Genomic DNA, 17,653 nt, shown 5'->3' with positions numbered 1-17,653 from the left:
CCAGAGCGCAGCGCGCGGCAATGAGCAACACCCGACGACCTATAGCAGTACGGACCCGCTTCCCATGTACATCGAAACCACCGGCGCCGCGGCAGACCCGGCCCGCCCGGTCATCGCACTGATCCACGGCTGGGCCATGCACGGCGGTTTGTTTGCGCCCTTGGTCGAACAGCTCGGTGCGCACTTCACCCTGCATCTGATCGATCTGCCGGGCCACGGCCATGCGCGAGACGACCGGGCACCGCTCGATCCGCGCGCGCTCGCCGCCGAACTGGTCTCGCGCATTCCCGATGCGTACTGGCTGGGGTGGTCGCTCGGCGGCCAGGTCGCGTTGCGCGCCGCGCTCGATCATCCGCGGCAGGTGCGCGGCTTGATCATGATCGCGTCGTCGCCGCGCTTCGTCGTCGGCGAGGACTGGCCTCATGGGGTCTCGCCGGATCTGTTCCGTAATTTCGGCGAGGCCTTGCGGCGCGATTTCCGCGGCACCCTCGAAGGCTTTCTCGCCCTCGAGGCCTTGGGTTCGGCCAGCGCCCAGGAAGAACTGCGCAGCCTGAGGAGTGCAGCCTTCTCCCGCGGCGAGCCGGCCGAGCGCGCGCTGCACGAAGGCCTGGACCTGCTCGACGGATTCGACGTGCGCGGCGAACTGCCGCGCTTGCAGGTGCCCAGCCTGTGGATCTCGGGCCGTCGCGACCGCCTGGTGCCGGCCGGCGCGATGCCGGCCGCGGCCGCGCTCTCGCCGCAGGGCCGCAGCGTGGTCATCGGCAACGCCGGCCATGCGCCGTTTCTCGGCGCGACCGCACAGGTCGCGCAACTCATCGAGGGCTTCGTCGCGCCGGCGACCGCCCCGACCGCCCCGACCGCCGTACTGGATTGCTGACGCCCCATGAACGATCTTTTCGACCACCGCCAGGTTCGCCGCTCGTTCTCGCGCGCCGCGCACGGTTATGACGGCGCCGCCGCCCTGCAGCGCGAAGTCGGCGCGCGCCTGTCGGAAACCCTGGACTACCTCGACGAGCGCACCCCCGAGGTCGTGGTCGACATCGGCTGCGGTCCGGGACACTTGAGCGCTGCGATGCAGAAGCGCTGGCCGCGCGCGCAGGTGATCGCGCTCGACCTGGCTCTGCCGATGTTGCGCGAGGCGCGTACCCATTTCGGCGAAGGCGGCTGGCGGCCGCGCCTGCTCGGAGGCGCGCGCCGTCCCGATGCGGTCTGCGCCGATGCGCGCGCCTTGCCCTTGCGCGACGGCAGCGTCGACGTGCTGTTCTCCAACCTGTGCCTGCAATGGTGCGAAGACCTGCCGGCGGTGTTCGCCGGGTTCCGCCGCGTGCTCAAGCCCGGCGGCCTGTTGCTGGTGTCGACCTTCGGCCCCGACACCTTGTACGAACTGCGCGGCGCCTTCGCCGAAGCCGACGCCGCGCCGCACGTCAGTCTGTTCCCGTCGATCGCCCAGTTCGGCGATGCGCTGATCGCTTCGGGTTTCCAGAACCCGGTGCTGGATCGCGACGAATTCGTCCTCGGCCACCCCGACCTCGGCCATCTGATGCGCGAGTTGCGCACGCTCGGCGCGACCAATGCGATGAACGACCGTCGCCGCAGCTTGACCGGCCGTGCGCGCTTCGCCCGCGCGGCGCAGGCCTACGAAGCCCTGCGCGGCGGCGACGGCCGACTGCCGGCGACTTGGGAAGTGATCTACGCCCACGCCTGGGGGCCGCCGCCGGGCGCGCCGATCCGCATCGGCGGCTTCGACGAGGTGCAGGTGCCGGTGTCGAGCATCCGCGTACGGCAGCGCCCGTGAGCGCGCGCCGCCACGCCCTGTGGGCGGTGCTGATCGCGCTGGTGTCGGCGCTGTTCTTCACCTGCACCTATGTGCTCAACCGCGCCGCCGCCAACGACGGCGGCCATTGGGCGTGGACCGCGGCGCTGCGTTATCTGTTCACCCTGCCGATGCTGTTGATCGCGATGCCGATGCTCGGCGGCGTGGCGCCGGTGTGGCGGGCGATCCGCCGCCATCCCGGGCCCTGGCTGTGGTGGAGCGGAATCGGTTTCGTGCTGTTCTACGTGTGCCTGAGCTTTGCTGCGGCCAGCGGCCCGTCGTGGCTGATCGCCGGCACCTTCCAGCTCACCGTGATCGCCGGCATGTTATGCGCGCCGTTCCTGTACCGCGATGCGCGCGCACGCATTCCGCGGCCGGCGCTGGCGGTCGGCACGATCATCGTGGCCGGCGTGCTGCTGTTGCAGTTCGGCCATGGCGGCGGTCGTCTCGATCGCGCCGGTTGGATCGCGCTGATCTGCGTGGCGGTGTCGGCCTTCGCCTATCCGCTCGGCAACCGCGGCTTGCTGCTGCACCTGGAAAAGGCCGGCATCGAACTCAACGCGACCCAGCGCGTGTTCGGCATGACCCTGGCGAGCCAACCCTTGTGGTGGGCGATCGCGGTCTATGCCGGGGTCGAAGCCGGCGCGCCGCCACTCGGGCAGGTGTGGCTGGCCGCCGGCGTGGCGTTGAGCGCGGGCGTGATCGCCACGGTGTTGTTCTTCCAGGCCACCGGCATGGTCCGCAACGACCCGACCGCGCTCGCCGCGGCCGAGGCGATGCAGGCCGCGGAGATCTTGTTCGCGACCGTGATCGGCGCCTTGTGGCTCGGCGAAGCCTGGCCGCAGGGCCGCGCTCTGGCCGGCGCCTGCGTGGTCGGCATCGGCATCGTCTTGTTCAGCATCGTCGCGGCGCGCGCGGCCGCCGGCAACGAACGTAAGGTCAAGCAACTGCGCAGCGATCGCGGCGGTTGATCTTCGCCGGCTCGGCTGGAATGCCGATGCGGCAAGCAGGTCGGCTCAAGTGCCGATGCGGTCAGCAGGTCGGCTCAAGTGCCGACCATGGCCATCCACTGTTCGAGGTTGTAGTAGTTGGTGACGCGCTGGATCTTGTTGTCGCGGATTTCGAAGAAGGCGCCGCCGGGCAGGGCGTAGCGCTGGCCACGCGCTTCCGGCAGACCCGGGTCGGTGAGCAGGTACTCGCCGTGGACCACGTACTCGGCGCCGGCGCGCGCGCCGTCGGGCGAGGCCATCACCACGATGTCGCGCAACTGCTCGCGGTAGTGCCGCGCCATGCGCTGCAGGAAGGCGGCGAACGCGTCGCGCCCGACCTCGCGCGCACCCTGGTTGAGATCGTGGACGACGTCGGCGCCGAGCAGGCCCAGCATGGCGTTCCAGTCGGCGCGATTGAACGCGGCGTAATAGGACAGGACCAATTCGGTGGCGCGATCGTGAATGCGGGTGCCGTCGATCTTCATCGGAATTCCTGCGGGCAATGCGGGGCCGGGCCATGATCGCTCATTCGTGCCTCGTGTCGCAGCTGCGGCCGGCCCTGCGGGGCTCGCGCTCGGCAGCTTCGTCTTAACAAAGCACACTAAAACGAAAGGCCCGCATGGGCGGGCCTTTCGGTAGGCGGAAATCGCGCTGCGCCCGAGGCCGGTGTGTGGCCCGGATCAGCGCGACTTCATCGAGAGGCTGCCGTCAGATCCGCACCGTCGCGCGCTGGCGTTGGCGCACCAGGCTCAAGGTCAGCACCGCGGCGAGCAGCGCCGTGGTGACCACGAAGATGCCGATGCCGAGGTAGCCGCCGCTGACGCCGCGCTCCACCGCCGCGGCACCGGCTTCGTGCGGCACGAAGCTGGCCGCGAGCATGCCGGTGTAGTGCATGCCGCAGACCGCCACGCCCATGACCAGGGCGCTGCCGAGCATCTGGCCCCAGCCGCGCAGGTTGAAGGCCAGCCACAGGGCCACGATCGAGGCGACGATCGCGATCGCTGCGGACGCGATGACCAGGTTGCTGTTGTAGACCGTGTCGGCCGGCATCAGCATCGCGGCCATGCCGGCATAGTGCATGCCGGTGACGCCGAGCCCCATCAGCACGCCGGCGATGATCAGCTTGCCCCAATTGAAGATGCCGGTGCCGGCGATGCCCAGGCCGGCCATGCACGAGACCACCGCGACCACCGCCGAACCGATGGTGATCGGCAAGTCGTAGGTCACTTCCACGTTCATGCGGCAAGCGAGCATGGCGATGAAATGCATCGCCCAGATCGCGCCGCCGCCCATGGCGATACCGGCGGCGGTGATGGCGCGCCAACGCTGTCCCGCCCCGACCGCGGTCGGGATGGCGATGGCCAACTGCAGGGCGGTGAACGACCCCAGTACCGACACCACATAGGACAAGATGGCGAGCACCGGGTCATGGATGCACTGAATGGCGTGATCGATCGGCATGACGAACCCCCTGTGGATGGGTTGGATTAGCTAAGGGCCGAACCGGCGCCATCCCCGCCCCGGTGCGGCATCGCAAGCCCGGCCGGCTCCCTGTCTGCCGGGCGAATGGAGACGCTCAGGCTTCGAATTCGAAACGGCAGGCCTCGGCGCCGGTATTGCGGCATTGGCTTTCGATCACCCGGACGCCATCGGCGCCGTGTTGGCCTTCGAGCAGTCCGCCGAGCATGCCGCGCAGGAAATGGCAGCATTCGCCGCTGTCGCCGCGATGGCAGAAGGGGCTGTTGCGGATCTTCAGAATGTCGTCGTGCAGTTCGGCCTGGACCAGTTGGCGCATCGCCGGCAAGGCGATGCGGCGGACCGAGTCGGCCAGCGGCAGTTGTCCGCCGAGGGCGAAGTCGCGCTTGTAGACCCAGGCGCCGACGCGCTGGCCGATGTAGCGCAAGGTCGCCTCGCGCTGGGCCGGCGGCAGTTCGCGTTCGAGCGCGACCAACTGCAACAGGATGTTGGGGTAGTTGCGGGCCAGCTGCGGCAGCAGGGTCTCGACGCGCTGGGTATCGATCGGCGGCGCGCTCGACGGCGAGGCGGTGGGCGCAGGCGCGGCCGAGGGCGGCACCGAGGTGGGTGCGGTCGCCGAGCCGTTGTTGCGTGGCACCGGCGTGGGCGCCGGTGCGGCGCTGGCGCCTTCGTACGGCGAGGCCTCGAAGCTCTGCACCAGGTGATGGGTGCCCAGGCGCTCTTCGAGCATCAGCAACGATTCGGCCGGGCCGCGCACCACCATGCTCAGCACCACGCCTTCTTCGCTGTTGAGCATGCGCTGGCGCAACAAAGTGAAGCCGTTGGCGATCACCACCTGCCCGAGGGCGAGCAGCAGCCCGTCGCGACGGTCGGACACCACGCGAAACTCGACATCCACCATGTAGTACTCCCTGGCCTGCGCTGGTCCGTGGTCCCCGGCTCGTCGACGAGCCCCACTGTTAATGATCGCGCGGCATGACAGGGACGGGCGCGCGATGGCGCAGCGTGGCAGCTGTGTTCATAAAAAACACAAACCAGGATCACAGAAAAAGCGAGTTTTCCTGGGGTTTATGCGGGCAATGGCGAGCGTTGAGAAACGTGCCGCATATCAAACGCAATGCGATTGCAGAACCGGTCAAACTGGCTTAGAGGCGAACAGATCGGCGACCAGATCCAGATCGACGTTGCCGCCGGAGACGACCAATCCGACGCGGCGGCCGGCGAAACGTTCGCGATGCGCCAGCACCACCGCCAGCGGCACCGCGCCGGAGGGTTCGACCACCAGCTTCATGCGTTCCCATATCAGCCGCATCGCGGCGACGACCTGGGCGTCGTCGACCAGCAGGATGTCGCGCAGGTGTTCGCTCAGGATAGGAAAGGTGAGCGTGCCGAGTTCGGCGCGCAGGCCGTCGCAGATGGTGTCGGCCTTGCGGCCGGTGATGCGCTGGCCGGCGCGCAGCGAATCGTGGGCGTCGCGGGCGCCTTCGGGTTCGGCGCCGAACACTTCGATCGCCGGGTTCAGCCCGTGCGCGGCGATCGCCGTGCCCGAGAGCAGGCCGCCGCCGCTGACCGGCGCGATCACCGCGTCCAGGTCCGGCGCGCTGCCGAGCAGTTCGAGAGTGGCGGTGCCCTGGCCGGCGATCACCCGCGGGTCGTTGAACGGATGCACCAGCACGCCGCCGGTCCGGGCCAGGACCTGGGCGGTCATGGCGTCGCGCGAGGCCTGGTCGGGCTCGCAAGCGACGATTTCGGCGCCGTAGGCGCGGATCGCGGCCAGTTTGATCTTGGGGGTGTTGTGCGGGGCGACCACGGTCGCGCGTCCGCCGCGCAGGCTCGCGGCCAGCGCGATCGCTCCGCCGTGGTTGCCCGAACTCTGGGTGACGATGCCGCGCGCGACCTCGTCCTCGTCCAACGAGAACACCGCGTTGCAGGCGCCGCGGAACTTGAATGCGCCGGCGCGCTGCAGGTTTTCGCATTTGAAGTGCAGCTCGCAGCCGGCCAGGGCGTCGATCGCGCGCGAACGCAGCACCGGCGTGGTGTGCGCGTGCGGCGCGATGCGCGCGGCGGCGGCCAGGATGTCGGTGAACAGGGGGGCCAGGCTGGGCGGTGCGGAGAGATTGTTCATGCCCCAAGCGTAGCCCAGGCCCGGCCGGCCTGACATGCGCCGGATGGCGGATTCGCGCCATGCGGGGCCGGCGACAGGATGAGTTCAGTCGTACCGCAATGCTGCGTTCAGTCGTGGCGCAGCGCCGCGATCGGATCCAGGCGCGCCGCCTGCCGCGCCGGATACACGCCGAAGGCCAGGCCCACCGCGGCGCAGAACAGTGCCGACCCCAGCACCGGGATCGGCGCCCAGGCGACCTGCCAACCGGCGAAGGCGGCGATCAGATAGGCCAGGGCGACGCCGAACAACAGGCCCAGCACCGCGCCGGCGACGCAGATCACCAGGGCCTCGCGCAGGAACTGCGCGATCACGTCGCGCCGGCGCGCGCCGAGCGCGCGCAGCAGGCCGATCTCGCGGCGCCGTTCGAGCACGTTGGCGAGCATGATGTTCATGATGCCGATGCCGCCGACCAGCAGGCTGACGCCGGCGATCGCGCCCATCACCACACGGAAGATGCGCTGGGTCTTCTGGTGCTGCTGGAACAGCTGTTGCGGCACCACCAGGCGGAAGTCGGCCATGCCGGCGTGGCGTTGGCCGAGCACGGTCGACAGCACCCGTGCGCCGGCGGCGAGCTGGGCGGGGTCGCGCAGGCGCAGCAGGAAACGATCGATCTCGTCCTCCTGCGGCTGGAAACGGAAGCGTGCGCGTGCGCTGGCCAAGGGCAGATAGACGCGATTGCTTTCCAGGCCGAGCTGCACGCCTTCGAACTGATCCTTGCTGAGGTCGCGGTCGGCGAGCACGCCGATCACTTCCAGCCAGACATGGTTGACCTTCAGGTATTGGCCGACCGGGTCGACGCCGGGGAACAGATCGGCCGCGGCCTGGTGGCCGAGCACGGCGACCGCGGCGAGGGCGCGGTCGTCGTCTTCGCTCAGCGTGCGGCCCTTGGCGATGCGTAGCGAGGACAGGGCGAAAAAGTCCGGGCTCACGCCGCTGGCCTGGGCATCGCTGTGGCCGCTGTCGCTGAACACCGAATGGGTGCGGATCGGTTTCTCGGCGGCGTAGCGTTCCGCGCCGGGCACCACCGCGAGCGCGGCGTCGGCATCGGCCAGGCTCAGGCCGAGGCTGCGCGCGCGGGTTTCGCGCAGGCTGTTTTCGTCCTGCGGCTTGGCTTCGGCGATCAGATTGTTGAGGCCCAGGCTTTCGACCAGGCGCAGCGCTTCGCGCCGGCTGCCTTCGCCGACCGCCTGCATCGCGACGATCGCGCCGACCCCGAAGATCAGGCCGAGCAAGGTCAGCAAGGTGCGCAGGCGGCGACGCCACAGTTCTTCGATCGCCTCGCGCCAGATCGACGGCAGCAGGCCGGCGAAACGGTTCAAGGACGCACCGCCTGAGCGCTGGATGCCGGTGCCGCCGTGGTCTTGCCGCCATCGGCCGACGCGGCCTGGCCCGGATCGTCGGTCTCGGCCGACGACTCGACGGCCTTCACCGCGGCCTCGATGGCACCGGCCTCGGCCAGCAGCACCTCGTCGCCGTCGCGCAGGCCCGACAGCACTTGCGAGCGAGCCGGCCCGCGTACGCCCAGCCGGATCGGGCGGCGCAGGAAATCGCCGCCTTCGCGGACGCGCACGTAGTCCTTGCCGGCATCGCTGTCGATGGCGACGTTGGCGACGCTGAGCGCCTTGGGCGAATCGAACAGGATCACCCGGGCCTCGAGCCGTTGGCCCGGCACCAGCCGGTAACGCGCGATCGCTTCGGCCGGGATCGGCGCCTTCATGGTCAGGTATTTCACCGGACTTTCCTGGCTGCGCACCTTGGCGGCGCTGGCGACCCACGACAGCCGGCTGACGATGCGCTGTTCGGGGCGTCCGACCGGGAACATCTCGACTGCGTTGCCGACCTGCAGGCCCTGCGCCTCGATCTGCGGCAGGCTCAATTCGAGTTCCATCGCCGAGGCGTCGGGCAGGCTGCCGTAGTCGAAGCCGGCGCGCAGGGTCGCGCCGACATTGGGTTTGTCGCCGGACCAGTTGCTCGACAGCATCAGCACGCCGTCATTGGGCGCGCGCAGCTCCAGCGCGTCCAGATCCGACTGGCGCGCCTTGGCGGTGAGGTCGAAGGTCGCGCGCTGCGCATCCAGCACCGCCAGTTCGGCGCCGCCGCGCACGCCGGCCTGGCCGCGCTGCCATTCCAGGGTGTCGCGCTTGGCGGTGAGGTAGCTCGCGTCCTGCACCGCATCGAGCACTTCGTTGCGCGCCATGGTGCTGAGGTCGGCGCTGGCGTAGCGCTCGGCGATGCCGAGCTCCACCGCGACCTGCGCCAGGTCGACCGCGACCTTGCTCTGCGCGGTCGCCAGTTCGCCCTGCTTGGCGGCGCGCGCCAGCAGGTTGCGCTGCAGATCGATCAGGGTCTGGCTGAGTTCCTGTTGGCCTTGCGCGGCCGAGAAGCGCGCGATCAGGTCGCCTTTCCTGACCGCGCTGCCTTCCGGCAGCATCCATTCGAGTTGGCGCGAGGCCCAATTGCGGCCGGGCACGTTGAGCGGCGTGGCCTTGGCCGACTTGAGTTCGCCTTCGCCGCGCACGCTCAGGCGCAGCGGTGCGGCGGCGACCGTCTCGACGGTGGCCGGCGCGGTGTCGGACGCGCAGGCCGAGAGCAAGGCCAGGGCGACGAGGAGCGCGGCGCAGCGCGACGCCGCGCGAGGTGGGGGGCGACGCGTCATCGGGCCGGGCTCCGCGGCGCCGCGGGCGCGGCCGGATTGGCCGAAGGAATCTCCACCCGCACCGCCTGGCCCGGACGCAAGGGCGCGCGTGGGTCGTCGAGGCGCACGTCCAGGTCCAGCACCGGCACCGGCTGCACCTGCGATTTGCTGCGGATCGCATTGCCGATCGAGGCGATGCGCCCGCGCAGCACGCTGCCGGCGCCGCCTTCGACGACGATCCGTACCGGCACGCCGACCGCGACCCGGCGCAGGTCGCGCTCGGGCAACTCGGCGCGCACCGCCAGGGTGCTCATGTCGGGAATCTCGGCGACGGTCTGGCCGACCCAGACCTGCGAGCCGACGTCGTACTTTTCGCCTTCCCAGTTGCTCTTGTGCATCATCAGGCCGTCGCGCGGCGCGGTCACTTCCAGTGCCGTCAGCGAGCGTTGCAGGCGTTCGACGTCGGCCTGCAACTGCGCGCGTTCGGCGGCGAGCAGGCGCCGCTCTTGGCGGCGTTGTTCGGCCGACAAGTTCTCGCGGCGCTGGGCCAGGGCCATCTTGCGTTCCATCTGGGTGCGGGCGACCAGCAGCTTGCGGTACTCGATGCCGGCGATCAGCTCGGCCGGCTGCTGGGTCTTGCGCTGCGCCTTGTCGAGCGCGGCGCGCGCCTCGGCGGTGGCCAGGCGTTCGCTGCGCTCGCGTTCGGCCAGCTCCAGGTCGAGCTTGTCGAGCTCGCTTTGTTTCTCCTTGAGCTGGCTGCGCTTCTCGCCCAGTTGCTTGACCACGTCGTTGCTGTCGAAGGAGATCACCGACTGGCCTTGCTTGACCGGCGCGCCGTCGCTGGCGAGTTGGGTGATGTTGAACTGCCACATGCGCTCGACGTTCGGCGGCATCAGCGCCGAGCTGCGGCGGGCATAGACCTCGCCGTCGACACGCAGGGTCGCCGCGCTCGCCGGCAGTGCCGCGGCGGACAACAGCACGATGAGCATGCTCCGCTTCATCGCGCCGTTCCGCTCGCGGCGGCCGTGGACACGCGCACGCTCATGCCAGGCAGCAGCTTGAGCGCATGTCCGCGCGGCAGTTCGATGTCGAGGCTGAAATAGCGCCCTTCGCCCCATTCGGGTTTGCGGTCGGGAGCGCCGGCGATGGCCTTGATGCGGCCTTGCACGCGTTGCCGCGGCAGTGCGTCGAACGCGAGCTGCACGGCCTGGCCGACGCTCAGGCCGCGCCGGTCCGGTTCCAGCGCCCAGGCGCGGATCTCCATGCCGCCGCCGCGACCGACCACTTCGCCGGCCTTGCTGCCGGGCATGGCCGAGCTGCCTTCGTCGATGCGGCCGCCGATCCAGTTGTTGTTGAAACCGTGCAGGACGATGCCGTCGCGTTTGGCGCGCACTTCCGACTGACGCAGCAGCGCCGCGTAGTACTCGCGCTGCACGATCAGCTTGTCGACTTCCAGCTTGGCGTCCTGGTGGCGGCGGGCGACGGCGGCGCGCGCGGCGGCGAACTGCTCGCGCTTGAGAGTGAGCTCGCGCGTGGTCTTGTCGAGTTCGCCCTGATGGCGGTCGTAGTCGAGCTGCGAGATCAGCCCGCGCGGAATCGCCGCCTCGATCTTGGCCGTGGCCAACGCGGCCTCGGCATCGGCGAGCGCGACTTCGGCGTCGACCGCCTTGACCTCGAGTTCCGCCAGTTCCTTGGCGGCCTTGGCGCGGGCTTGTTCGATCTTGGCGTCGAGGTCGGGAATCTGGGTGCCGGCCTGGCCCGGATCGATGCGCAGCACCACATCGCCGGCCTTGACCGCCTGGCCCTCGGCGACGAAGTAGCGGATCGCCACCGGCGCGGTATTGGATTGCGGGGTGTAGATAGGCTGCGCGCCGACCGAGCGCACTTCGCCGGTCAGCACTATCGCGGTCGCCGGCAGCGCCATCAGCGATACGGCCAACCCGGCCAGGATCAGCGGCCAGCGTGGGCGGTGCAGGGCAGGGCGCATCTCAGGCGGCCGAGTCATGGTCGACCTTGCCGTCGTGCAGGCGTACCTCGCGCGGCGCGCGCGCGGCGAGGTCGCGGTCGTGGGTCACCAGCACCACGGTCTGGCCGCCGCCGTGCACTTCCTCGATCAGGTCGAGCACGTCGGCGGCGCTTTTCGAATCCAGGTTGCCGGTGGGTTCGTCGGCGAGCAGCAGGGCCGGGCGCAGCAACAGCGCACGCGCGATCGCCGCGCGCTGCTGCTGGCCGCCGGACAGTTCGCTCGGCCGATGCTCGCTGCGTTCGCCCAGGCCGACGCGCGCGAGCAACTCGCGCGCGCGCTCGACGCTGCCGGGCGGCGGCTCGCGATTGAAGCGCAGCGGCAGCAACACGTTCTCCATCACGCTCAGGCGCGGCAGCAGGTGGAAGCTCTGGAACACGAAGCCGATGCGGCGGTTGCGGATGTCGCTGGCGGCCTCGTCGTCGAGCGCGGCGACGTCGCGGCCTTCGATCAGATAGCGCCCGCGCGTGGGTCGGTCGAGGCAGCCGAGGATGTTGAGCAGACTGGATTTGCCCGAGCCCGAGGCACCGGTGATGGCGACGAATTCGCCCGCCGCGATTTTCAGATCCACGCCGGCCAAGGCATTGACCGCCTGTCCATTCATCTCGTAGCGACGATGGACCGCATCCAGTTCGATCATCGGGACAGGCCAGGCCAGAAGGGGAAGGCGATGCAGCGGCGACCGCGCGAGCGTGTGCCCGCGCTACGGAGAACGACCCGGCACTCGCCGGCAACGTTCCCCGACGCGGCCTTCGGGCCGATCGGATGAGGCATGCAGCGTGCGCGGCGAAGACCGATCCCGGCCGTAACCATCGCGATCAATCTACCTTAACCCGGGGGCGCCGCGACAATGTGTCTTGTGCAGCATTGCACCCGGATGCAGTGCAGCATGTTTTTCTGTGAACCCGTGCAGTAAACGCCGCCCGCGCGAAGACTAGCTTAGGCGCATCGCCACCGCCGGACGCAGGGCGTGGGCGTTGCGCGCTAACGACACGATCGTCATCCAGGCCTCGTCGTCGCGCGTCGGCATCACCCGATTCGGACCTGGAGTTCCCTGATGGGGGCCACCAGGATAAGGTCGAAGCCGATATCCACCCGGTCGCTGCGTTCGCGATCGGTTCCGCTCACGGCGCGATCTTCTTCGACGCCCACCACAGGGAATCCACATGCTCCGCAAACTAACGGTATGTCTGCTCGTCGTCCTGTTGGTGGGTTGCCTGCCCCCGCGCCTCGATCCGACCATGGTCTCGGCGCCGCAAAGCGATTCCTCGGTCGACAGCAAGGGCTGAACCGTACAGCAGCGGGCGGGCCGAATTAAGCCCGAGTTCAACGCATCGGGCCGAAGCTGAGACCCTAAAACCAGGGGGTCTGACATGATCCGCAAGCTCATCGTTCCGCTCATCGCCGCCGGCCTGCTGGCCGGTTGCGTGTCCGACTACGCCTATCGTGGCGGCGGGGGCGCCGGCTCGTATTACTACGGCCGCCCCAGCGTCGACTACGGTTACTACGGCCAAAACTACGGGTATGGCTATTACCCGTACGGCGATGCCTATCGCTATCGCAACTACGGTTACCCCGGCTACTACGGCGGCGGTTACGGCTATGGCTACCCGGGCTACTACCCGCAGCCCTACCCGCGCTATTACTACCCGAACCACCGCCCGCACCGTCCGCCGGGCCACCGCCCGCCCCAGACCAACCAGCCCTCGCGCGGCATTCCGTGGCGCGATGCGCATCCGGTCGGCGGCGGCGCCTGGGCGCCGAACAACCCCGGTGCGGTCTCGCAGCCGCGCAGCATGCCGCAGCCCCGGGCCATGCAGCAGCAGCCGATGCAGCCGCGCATGCAGTCCGCCCCCTCGACCCGCCGCGACGGCGGCCGGGCCTGGAAGGACGTCGAACGCTGAACGGAATCTAGCCGATGTGAAGGTCGGCCCGGCAAGACGCTGGATTTGGAATGGCGAGCACTTGCGTTCAGGCGGAAGTGACAGCAATCTACCGCTACTGACCGCTTACGTCGTATTTGGACGTTTTCGGTAAGCAAGGCTTCTATGTCGGCGCCTGGCGAGGAATCACGGATCCCCCCTGTTCCGTCCTTGTCAGGCGTCGGCGCCCATTCCCCCGGATCCCGGGGAAACACGAAAGGCGCGCGTATCCACGCGCGCCTTTTCGTTTTCAATCAATGAGTTGGTCGCCATGCCGGCGAATGCCGCGGCGACGCGTCCGAAGGCGGTCGGCCCTGCCGGTGCCGATGCAGGGCCCAAACGACGGACAATAAAAAGGGGCCGAATGTCCCCCGACATTCGGCCCCCCAGCTTCCCCCGCGAGCGCTTGGCCAGCCCCTGTTCCAATTCCAGCCGGCGTCGAGCGCCTGCCCCGCAAGGTGCACTAAGTACCCAAGCATGAAGTGTGCCAAGCCCGGGTGAAGGCGCTCGGCCTGCCGTCTGGCCTAAAATCTGCGTCCTGAGCGTCGCTTCCGACGACGGTGCGACCGTGGTGCCTTGAACCGATGAACGAATCCTTCTTCCAATACGACGTGATCGTGGTCGGCGGCGGCCACGCCGGCACCGAGGCCGCGCTGGCGTCGGCGCGCGCCGGCGCGCGCACCCTGCTGTTGACCCATTCGGTCGAAACGGTCGGGGCGATGAGCTGCAACCCGGCGATCGGCGGTATCGGCAAGGGCCATCTGGTCAAGGAGATCGATGCCCTCGGCGGGATCATGGCGCGCGCGGCCGACGCCGCCGGCATCCAGTGGCGCCGGCTCAATGCCAGCAAGGGCCCGGCCGTGCGGGCCACGCGCTGCCAGGCCGACCGTTCGCTGTATCGCAGCTTCATCCGCCGCGCGGTCGAGGCCCAGCCGAACCTGACCCTGTTCCAGGCCGCGGTCGACGACATCCAGTTCGATGCCGGCCGCGTCACCGGCGTGCTCACCCAGACCGGCCTGCGCTTCGTCGCGCCGGCGGTGGTGCTGACCGCCGGCACCTTCCTCGCCGGCAAGGTCCATGTCGGGCAGACGACTTACGCCGCCGGCCGCGCCGGCGACCCGCCGGCGATCGCCCTGGCCGCGCGCCTGCGCGAAGGCCCGTTCGTGGTCGACCGGCTCAAGACCGGCACGCCGCCGCGCATCGACGGCCGCAGCCTCGACTACTCGGTCATGGAAGAACAGCCGGGCGACGATCCGCGTCCGGTGATGTCCTTCCTGGGCACGCAGGCCGACCATCCGCGTCAGGTGTCGTGCTGGATCACCCACACCTCCGAGCGCACCCACGAGATCATCCGCAGCGCCCTCGACCGCTCGCCGCTGTACACCGGCCAGATCGAAGGCATCGGCCCGCGCTATTGCCCCTCGATCGAGGACAAGGTGGTGCGCTTCGCCGAGAAGGCCAGCCATCAGATCTTCGTCGAGCCCGAAGGCCTGGACGTGGCCGAGATCTACCCGAACGGCATCTCGACCTCGCTGCCGTTCGACGTCCAGCTCGACCTGGTGCGCAGCATCCGCGGCTTCGAGCGCGCCCACATCACCCGCGCCGGCTATGCGATCGAGTACGACTTCTTCGACCCGCGCGGGCTCAAGTCGACCCTGGAGACCAAGGCGGTCGCCGGCCTGTTCTTCGCCGGCCAGATCAACGGCACCACCGGTTATGAGGAGGCTGCTGCGCAGGGCCTGCTGGCCGGCGTCAACGCCGCGCGTTTCGTCGCTGGCCACGAGGGCTGGAGCCCGCGCCGCGACGAGGCCTACATCGGTGTGCTGGTCGACGACCTGATCACCCACGGCACCAGCGAGCCCTATCGCATGTTCACCTCGCGCGCCGAGTACCGGCTGCAGTTGCGCGAGGACAACGCCGACCTGCGCCTGACCGAGACCGGTCGAGGGTTCGGCCTGGTCGACGAATCGCGTTGGGCCGCGTTCGCGCGCAAGCGCGAGGCGATCGAGCGCGAGAGCGCGCGCCTGGCCTCGGTATGGGCGGCGCCGAACAACGCGCTCGGCCGCGAGATCGCGCAGACGCTCGGCATCGAGGTCAGCCGCGAAAGCAGCGCGCGCGATCTGCTCAAGCGTCCGGAAATCAACTACGCCCAACTCATGAGCGTGCCCTCGCTGGGCCCGGCGGTGGCCGAGGCCGAGGTCGCCGAGCAGGTCGAGATCGGGGTCAAGTACGCCGGTTATCTGGACCGTCAGCGCGACGAGATCGAGCGCCAGCAGCGCAACGAGAGCACGCCGATCCCGGGCGAATTCGACTACGCCACGGTGCGTGGCCTGTCGGCGGAAGCGCAGCAGAAACTCGAGCGCGTGCGCCCGCAGACTGTGGGCCAGGCGCAGCGCATCCCAGGCATGACCCCCGCGGCGATCTCGCTGCTGTTGGTGCACCTGACGCGCGCGCGGCGTGCCCGGGTGGCTTGAAAGCAGGGATTGGGGATTTGCGATTCGCCAGGGCAAAAGCTTGAGTGGCGAGAGGGTCGCATGCGTCCGCTGCTCGCGAGGTTCTCGCGAGCTCGAGTAAATCCCCCGGCGCAGCTAGCGCCGTTGTCCGCCGAACGACGTAGGCGCCAGCCTTCTTCTGCGAAGGGGGCGATGTGATTCGCTTGGTCGGGGACTCGGGACTCGGGACTCGGGACTCGGGGTTCCGGATTCGCGGTGGAGCCTGATATCGGAAGTTCGCTGTTGCCGTTCCCCCCTTTGAAAAAGGGGGGTAGGGGGGATTTGCCGTTGCTTCTGCCTTCCGTGCTGCCGCTCAGTACAGCTTGCGTTCGCTCTTCGCCGGCGGCGACCACTGGTACAACCAGGTTTCGCTGAGTGCGCCGCTGGCGTCTTTCAAGAACAGGCGCATATCGATCTGTTCGGTCGAATCGCCCTGCGGCACGGCGTCGAACATCACCCGGTAGCCGCCGATCTCGTGCAGCGGCCGGCACGATACGGTTTCGAGTTTGCCGCGGCCGATCTGCAACACCGGTTCGACGGTCGCATTGCGCTTGGCCAGTTCGGCCAGTGGGCCACCGGCGAAGTCGACGGCGAAGCGCGAGGAGAAATAATCGCGCTTGAAGCCGATGCGGCCGCCCAGGCCGGTGCGGGTGGCCACGCAGTGAGCGAGCTTCGGCGTCGCCGGCGGCATCGCGCCCCAGTACAGGCGATAGCCGAACAGCAGTTCCTGCCCGCGCTGCGGCTTGGCGCGCGGGTTCCAGAACGCGACGATGTTGTCGAAGGACTCGTCGACGGTCGGGATTTCCACCAACTGCACCGAGCCCGCGCCCCAGCCTTGCTTGGGTTCGACCCACAGGCAGGGACGCTTCTCGTAGAACACGCCGTCGTCCTGGTAGTGATCGAAGTTGCGGTCGCGCTGCAGCAGGCCGAAGCCGCGCGGATTTTCGTCGGCGAACATGTTGAAACGCAGTTGCGCCGGGTTGCACAGCGGGCGCCAGATCCATTCGCCGCTGCCGGTCCACATCGCCAGGCCGTCGGTGTCGTGGATCTCCGGACGCCAGTCCCAGTCCATGCGGCGGTCGTTCTCGCCGACCTGGTACATGCTCGTGCACGGGCCGAGGCCCATGCGTTCGATGGTCTTGCGCGGGTACAGCGCGCAATCGATGTCCATCAACAGCACATCGCCGGGAGTGATCGCGAAGCGGTAGGCGCCGGCGATGCTCGGCGAATCGAGCAGCGCATACACCACCAAAGTGTCCGACTGCGGGTTCGGGCGTTCCAGCCAGTAGGCGGTGAAATCCGGGAACTCCTCGGCGCGGCCGGTGCCGGTGTCGATGGCCAGGCCGCGCGCCGACTGGCCGTACTGGCCTTCGCCGCCGACCGCGCGGAAATAGCTCGCGCCGAGGAAGGCGGCGAAGTCGCGCTCGGGGTCTTTGCGGGTGTTGAGGCGGAAGCCGGCGAAACCCAGGTCGGCCGGCAGCGGCTTGCCGTCCAGGCCGCTGCGGGCGCGGTCGAACATCGCCGGGTCGTAGACGATCTCGCGGGCCTGGCCGCCGTCGACTTCGTACATGCGCACGGCCGATTTGAAAAACAGCCCGAGATGGAAGAACTGCCCCAGGAAACGGGTGTCTTCCTGCGCCCACAGGGCGTGGTCGCGGAGGAAGCGGATCGACTGGTACTGGTCCCAGTTCATCGCTTCCACCGCCGGCGGCAAGGTGGTGCTGCGCGGTGCGTAGGCGCGTTCGGCGAGCGCGCGGGCCTGGCCCTTGAGCGCGGCGAAATCGAAGGGCTGGGCCGGGCCGAGCTTGGTCGCGCCGGGCGCGGCCCAGGCGAGCGCCGGCAAGGGCAAACCGAGGGTGGCCAGGGTGCCGGCCGCGGATTTGAGGAACTGGCGTCGGATCATTGGGGGAAGGCGACGTCGTGGCAACAGGACTGAACATGCTAGCCAATAGCGGCGTGGCGTTGGTTATGCCGGCGTTGAGGGGCCCCATCGCCATGGAGGCAGGCCAGCCGCCTTTCGGTTGCCTTTCCCGCCCAGGGGCGAGGGGGCGGAGAGGGCAGCACCGCCGGCGTCGCCAGGGCTTCCGTCGCCCGGCCATGCGCGCCGAAAACCGCCCGCCGCCGAAGCCTCTTAGAATA

General features: G+C 69.1%; 16 protein-coding genes. 6 read left to right on the top strand and 10 right to left on the bottom strand.

Features of this window, described 5'->3' with window-relative positions; translation table 11 throughout:
- The first annotated feature begins 64 nt into the window (after positions 1-64).
- The 3 genes from bioH to LC490_RS00435 are packed head-to-tail and all read left to right on the top strand — an operon-like array spanning position 65 to position 2,784.
- Positions 65-877, top strand: a complete 813-nt coding sequence (gene bioH / locus LC490_RS00445; RefSeq protein ID WP_223618858.1) for a pimeloyl-ACP methyl ester esterase BioH — start codon at positions 65-67, stop codon at positions 875-877.
- 6 nt (positions 878-883) lie between these two features.
- Positions 884-1,795 (top strand): malonyl-ACP O-methyltransferase BioC, encoded by a 912-nt coding sequence (gene bioC / locus LC490_RS00440; RefSeq protein WP_031373627.1) that lies wholly within the window; start codon positions 884-886, stop codon positions 1,793-1,795.
- Positions 1,792-2,784, top strand: coding sequence for a multidrug resistance efflux transporter family protein (locus LC490_RS00435; protein ID WP_223618857.1), 993 nt, complete (start codon positions 1,792-1,794; stop codon positions 2,782-2,784). The genes bioC and LC490_RS00435 overlap by 4 nt, the downstream gene beginning before the upstream one ends.
- 74 nt (positions 2,785-2,858) lie before the next feature.
- On the opposite strand, the gene LC490_RS00430 is transcribed toward LC490_RS00435, so the two are convergent.
- From LC490_RS00430 to LC490_RS00390, 9 genes are all read right to left on the bottom strand, one after another.
- Positions 2,859-3,287: a ketosteroid isomerase-related protein gene (locus LC490_RS00430; RefSeq protein WP_031373629.1), complete on the bottom strand. Its 429-nt coding sequence runs from the start codon at positions 3,285-3,287 to the stop codon at positions 2,859-2,861.
- A 223-nt stretch (positions 3,288-3,510) separates the two neighbouring features.
- Entirely contained in the window at positions 3,511-4,263 is a 753-nt protein-coding gene (locus LC490_RS00425) for an MHYT domain-containing protein (RefSeq protein WP_036149516.1), read from the bottom strand.
- Between the two features lie 115 nt (positions 4,264-4,378).
- Positions 4,379-5,179: a 4-vinyl reductase gene (locus tag LC490_RS00420; RefSeq protein WP_223618856.1), complete on the bottom strand. Its 801-nt coding sequence runs from the start codon at positions 5,177-5,179 to the stop codon at positions 4,379-4,381.
- A gap of 234 nt (positions 5,180-5,413) precedes the next feature.
- The gene (locus LC490_RS00415; protein ID WP_031373632.1) at positions 5,414-6,403 is read right to left on the bottom strand and encodes a pyridoxal-phosphate dependent enzyme; all 990 of its coding nucleotides are present in this window, start codon (positions 6,401-6,403) and stop codon (positions 5,414-5,416) included.
- 107 nt (positions 6,404-6,510) lie between these two features.
- Positions 6,511-7,761: an ABC transporter permease gene (locus LC490_RS00410; protein WP_223618855.1), complete on the bottom strand. Its 1,251-nt coding sequence runs from the start codon at positions 7,759-7,761 to the stop codon at positions 6,511-6,513.
- Complete coding sequence (locus LC490_RS00405) at positions 7,758-9,098, bottom strand: hypothetical protein (RefSeq protein WP_223618854.1); 1,341 nt, start codon at positions 9,096-9,098, stop codon at positions 7,758-7,760. Before LC490_RS00405 ends, LC490_RS00410 begins: the two co-directional genes overlap by 4 nt.
- Entirely contained in the window at positions 9,095-10,066 is a 972-nt protein-coding gene (locus tag LC490_RS00400; protein ID WP_223618853.1) for an HlyD family efflux transporter periplasmic adaptor subunit, read from the bottom strand. The genes LC490_RS00405 and LC490_RS00400 overlap by 4 nt, the downstream gene beginning before the upstream one ends.
- An 8-nt stretch (positions 10,067-10,074) precedes the next feature.
- Positions 10,075-11,064: an HlyD family efflux transporter periplasmic adaptor subunit gene (locus tag LC490_RS00395; protein WP_223618852.1), complete on the bottom strand. Its 990-nt coding sequence runs from the start codon at positions 11,062-11,064 to the stop codon at positions 10,075-10,077.
- A gap of 1 nt (position 11,065) precedes the next feature.
- Positions 11,066-11,740 carry an ABC transporter ATP-binding protein gene (locus LC490_RS00390; RefSeq protein WP_031373636.1) on the bottom strand — a complete coding sequence of 225 codons (675 nt, stop codon included), beginning with the start codon at positions 11,738-11,740 and terminating at the stop codon, positions 11,066-11,068.
- 526 nt (positions 11,741-12,266) lie between these two features.
- On the opposite strand from LC490_RS00390, the gene LC490_RS24355 reads away from it, so the two are divergent.
- From LC490_RS24355 to mnmG, 3 genes are all read left to right on the top strand, one after another.
- Positions 12,267-12,389, top strand: a complete 123-nt coding sequence (locus tag LC490_RS24355; RefSeq protein ID WP_255610572.1) for a hypothetical protein — start codon at positions 12,267-12,269, stop codon at positions 12,387-12,389.
- 84 nt (positions 12,390-12,473) lie between these two features.
- The gene (locus tag LC490_RS00385) at positions 12,474-13,004 is read left to right on the top strand and encodes a hypothetical protein (RefSeq protein ID WP_051885331.1); all 531 of its coding nucleotides are present in this window, start codon (positions 12,474-12,476) and stop codon (positions 13,002-13,004) included.
- Between the two features lie 602 nt (positions 13,005-13,606).
- Positions 13,607-15,496 (top strand): tRNA uridine-5-carboxymethylaminomethyl(34) synthesis enzyme MnmG, encoded by a 1,890-nt coding sequence (mnmG, locus tag LC490_RS00380; protein ID WP_223618851.1) that lies wholly within the window; start codon positions 13,607-13,609, stop codon positions 15,494-15,496.
- A 331-nt stretch (positions 15,497-15,827) separates the two neighbouring features.
- On the opposite strand, the gene LC490_RS00375 is transcribed toward mnmG, so the two are convergent.
- On the bottom strand, positions 15,828-17,417 hold the full coding sequence (locus tag LC490_RS00375) for a glucan biosynthesis protein D (protein ID WP_223618850.1): 1,590 nt from the start codon (positions 17,415-17,417) through the stop codon (positions 15,828-15,830).
- Between the last annotated feature and the right edge of the window lie 236 nt (positions 17,418-17,653).

Origin of the sequence: Lysobacter sp. ESA13C (assembly GCF_019970005.1) — a bacterium.
Taxonomy (GTDB): domain Bacteria; phylum Pseudomonadota; class Gammaproteobacteria; order Xanthomonadales; family Xanthomonadaceae; genus Lysobacter; species Lysobacter antibioticus_B.
The sequence above is the reverse complement of the archived record's forward strand: the minus strand, read 5'-3'. Positions and strand labels throughout refer to the sequence as shown.

Excerpts from the sequence above, each read along its gene's own strand:
- bioH (WP_223618858.1), top strand. The coding sequence starts at position 65 with ATGTACATCGAAACCACCGGCGCCGCGGCAGACCCGGCCCGCCCGGTC.
- bioC (WP_031373627.1), top strand. The coding sequence starts at position 884 with ATGAACGATCTTTTCGACCACCGCCAGGTTCGCCGCTCGTTCTCGCGC.
- LC490_RS00430 (WP_031373629.1), bottom strand. The coding sequence starts at position 3,287 with ATGAAGATCGACGGCACCCGCATTCACGATCGCGCCACCGAATTGGTC.
- LC490_RS00425 (WP_036149516.1), bottom strand. The coding sequence starts at position 4,263 with ATGCCGATCGATCACGCCATTCAGTGCATCCATGACCCGGTGCTCGCC.
- LC490_RS00420 (WP_223618856.1), bottom strand. The coding sequence starts at position 5,179 with ATGGTGGATGTCGAGTTTCGCGTGGTGTCCGACCGTCGCGACGGGCTG.
- LC490_RS00415 (WP_031373632.1), bottom strand. The coding sequence starts at position 6,403 with ATGAACAATCTCTCCGCACCGCCCAGCCTGGCCCCCCTGTTCACCGAC.
- LC490_RS00405 (WP_223618854.1), bottom strand. The coding sequence starts at position 9,098 with ATGACGCGTCGCCCCCCACCTCGCGCGGCGTCGCGCTGCGCCGCGCTC.
- LC490_RS00400 (WP_223618853.1), bottom strand. The coding sequence starts at position 10,066 with ATGCTCATCGTGCTGTTGTCCGCCGCGGCACTGCCGGCGAGCGCGGCG.
- LC490_RS00395 (WP_223618852.1), bottom strand. The coding sequence starts at position 11,064 with ATGCGCCCTGCCCTGCACCGCCCACGCTGGCCGCTGATCCTGGCCGGG.
- LC490_RS00390 (WP_031373636.1), bottom strand. The coding sequence starts at position 11,740 with ATGATCGAACTGGATGCGGTCCATCGTCGCTACGAGATGAATGGACAG.
- LC490_RS24355 (WP_255610572.1), top strand. The coding sequence starts at position 12,267 with ATGCTCCGCAAACTAACGGTATGTCTGCTCGTCGTCCTGTTGGTGGGT.
- LC490_RS00385 (WP_051885331.1), top strand. The coding sequence starts at position 12,474 with ATGATCCGCAAGCTCATCGTTCCGCTCATCGCCGCCGGCCTGCTGGCC.
- mnmG (WP_223618851.1), top strand. The coding sequence starts at position 13,607 with ATGAACGAATCCTTCTTCCAATACGACGTGATCGTGGTCGGCGGCGGC.
- LC490_RS00375 (WP_223618850.1), bottom strand. The coding sequence starts at position 17,417 with ATGATCCGACGCCAGTTCCTCAAATCCGCGGCCGGCACCCTGGCCACC.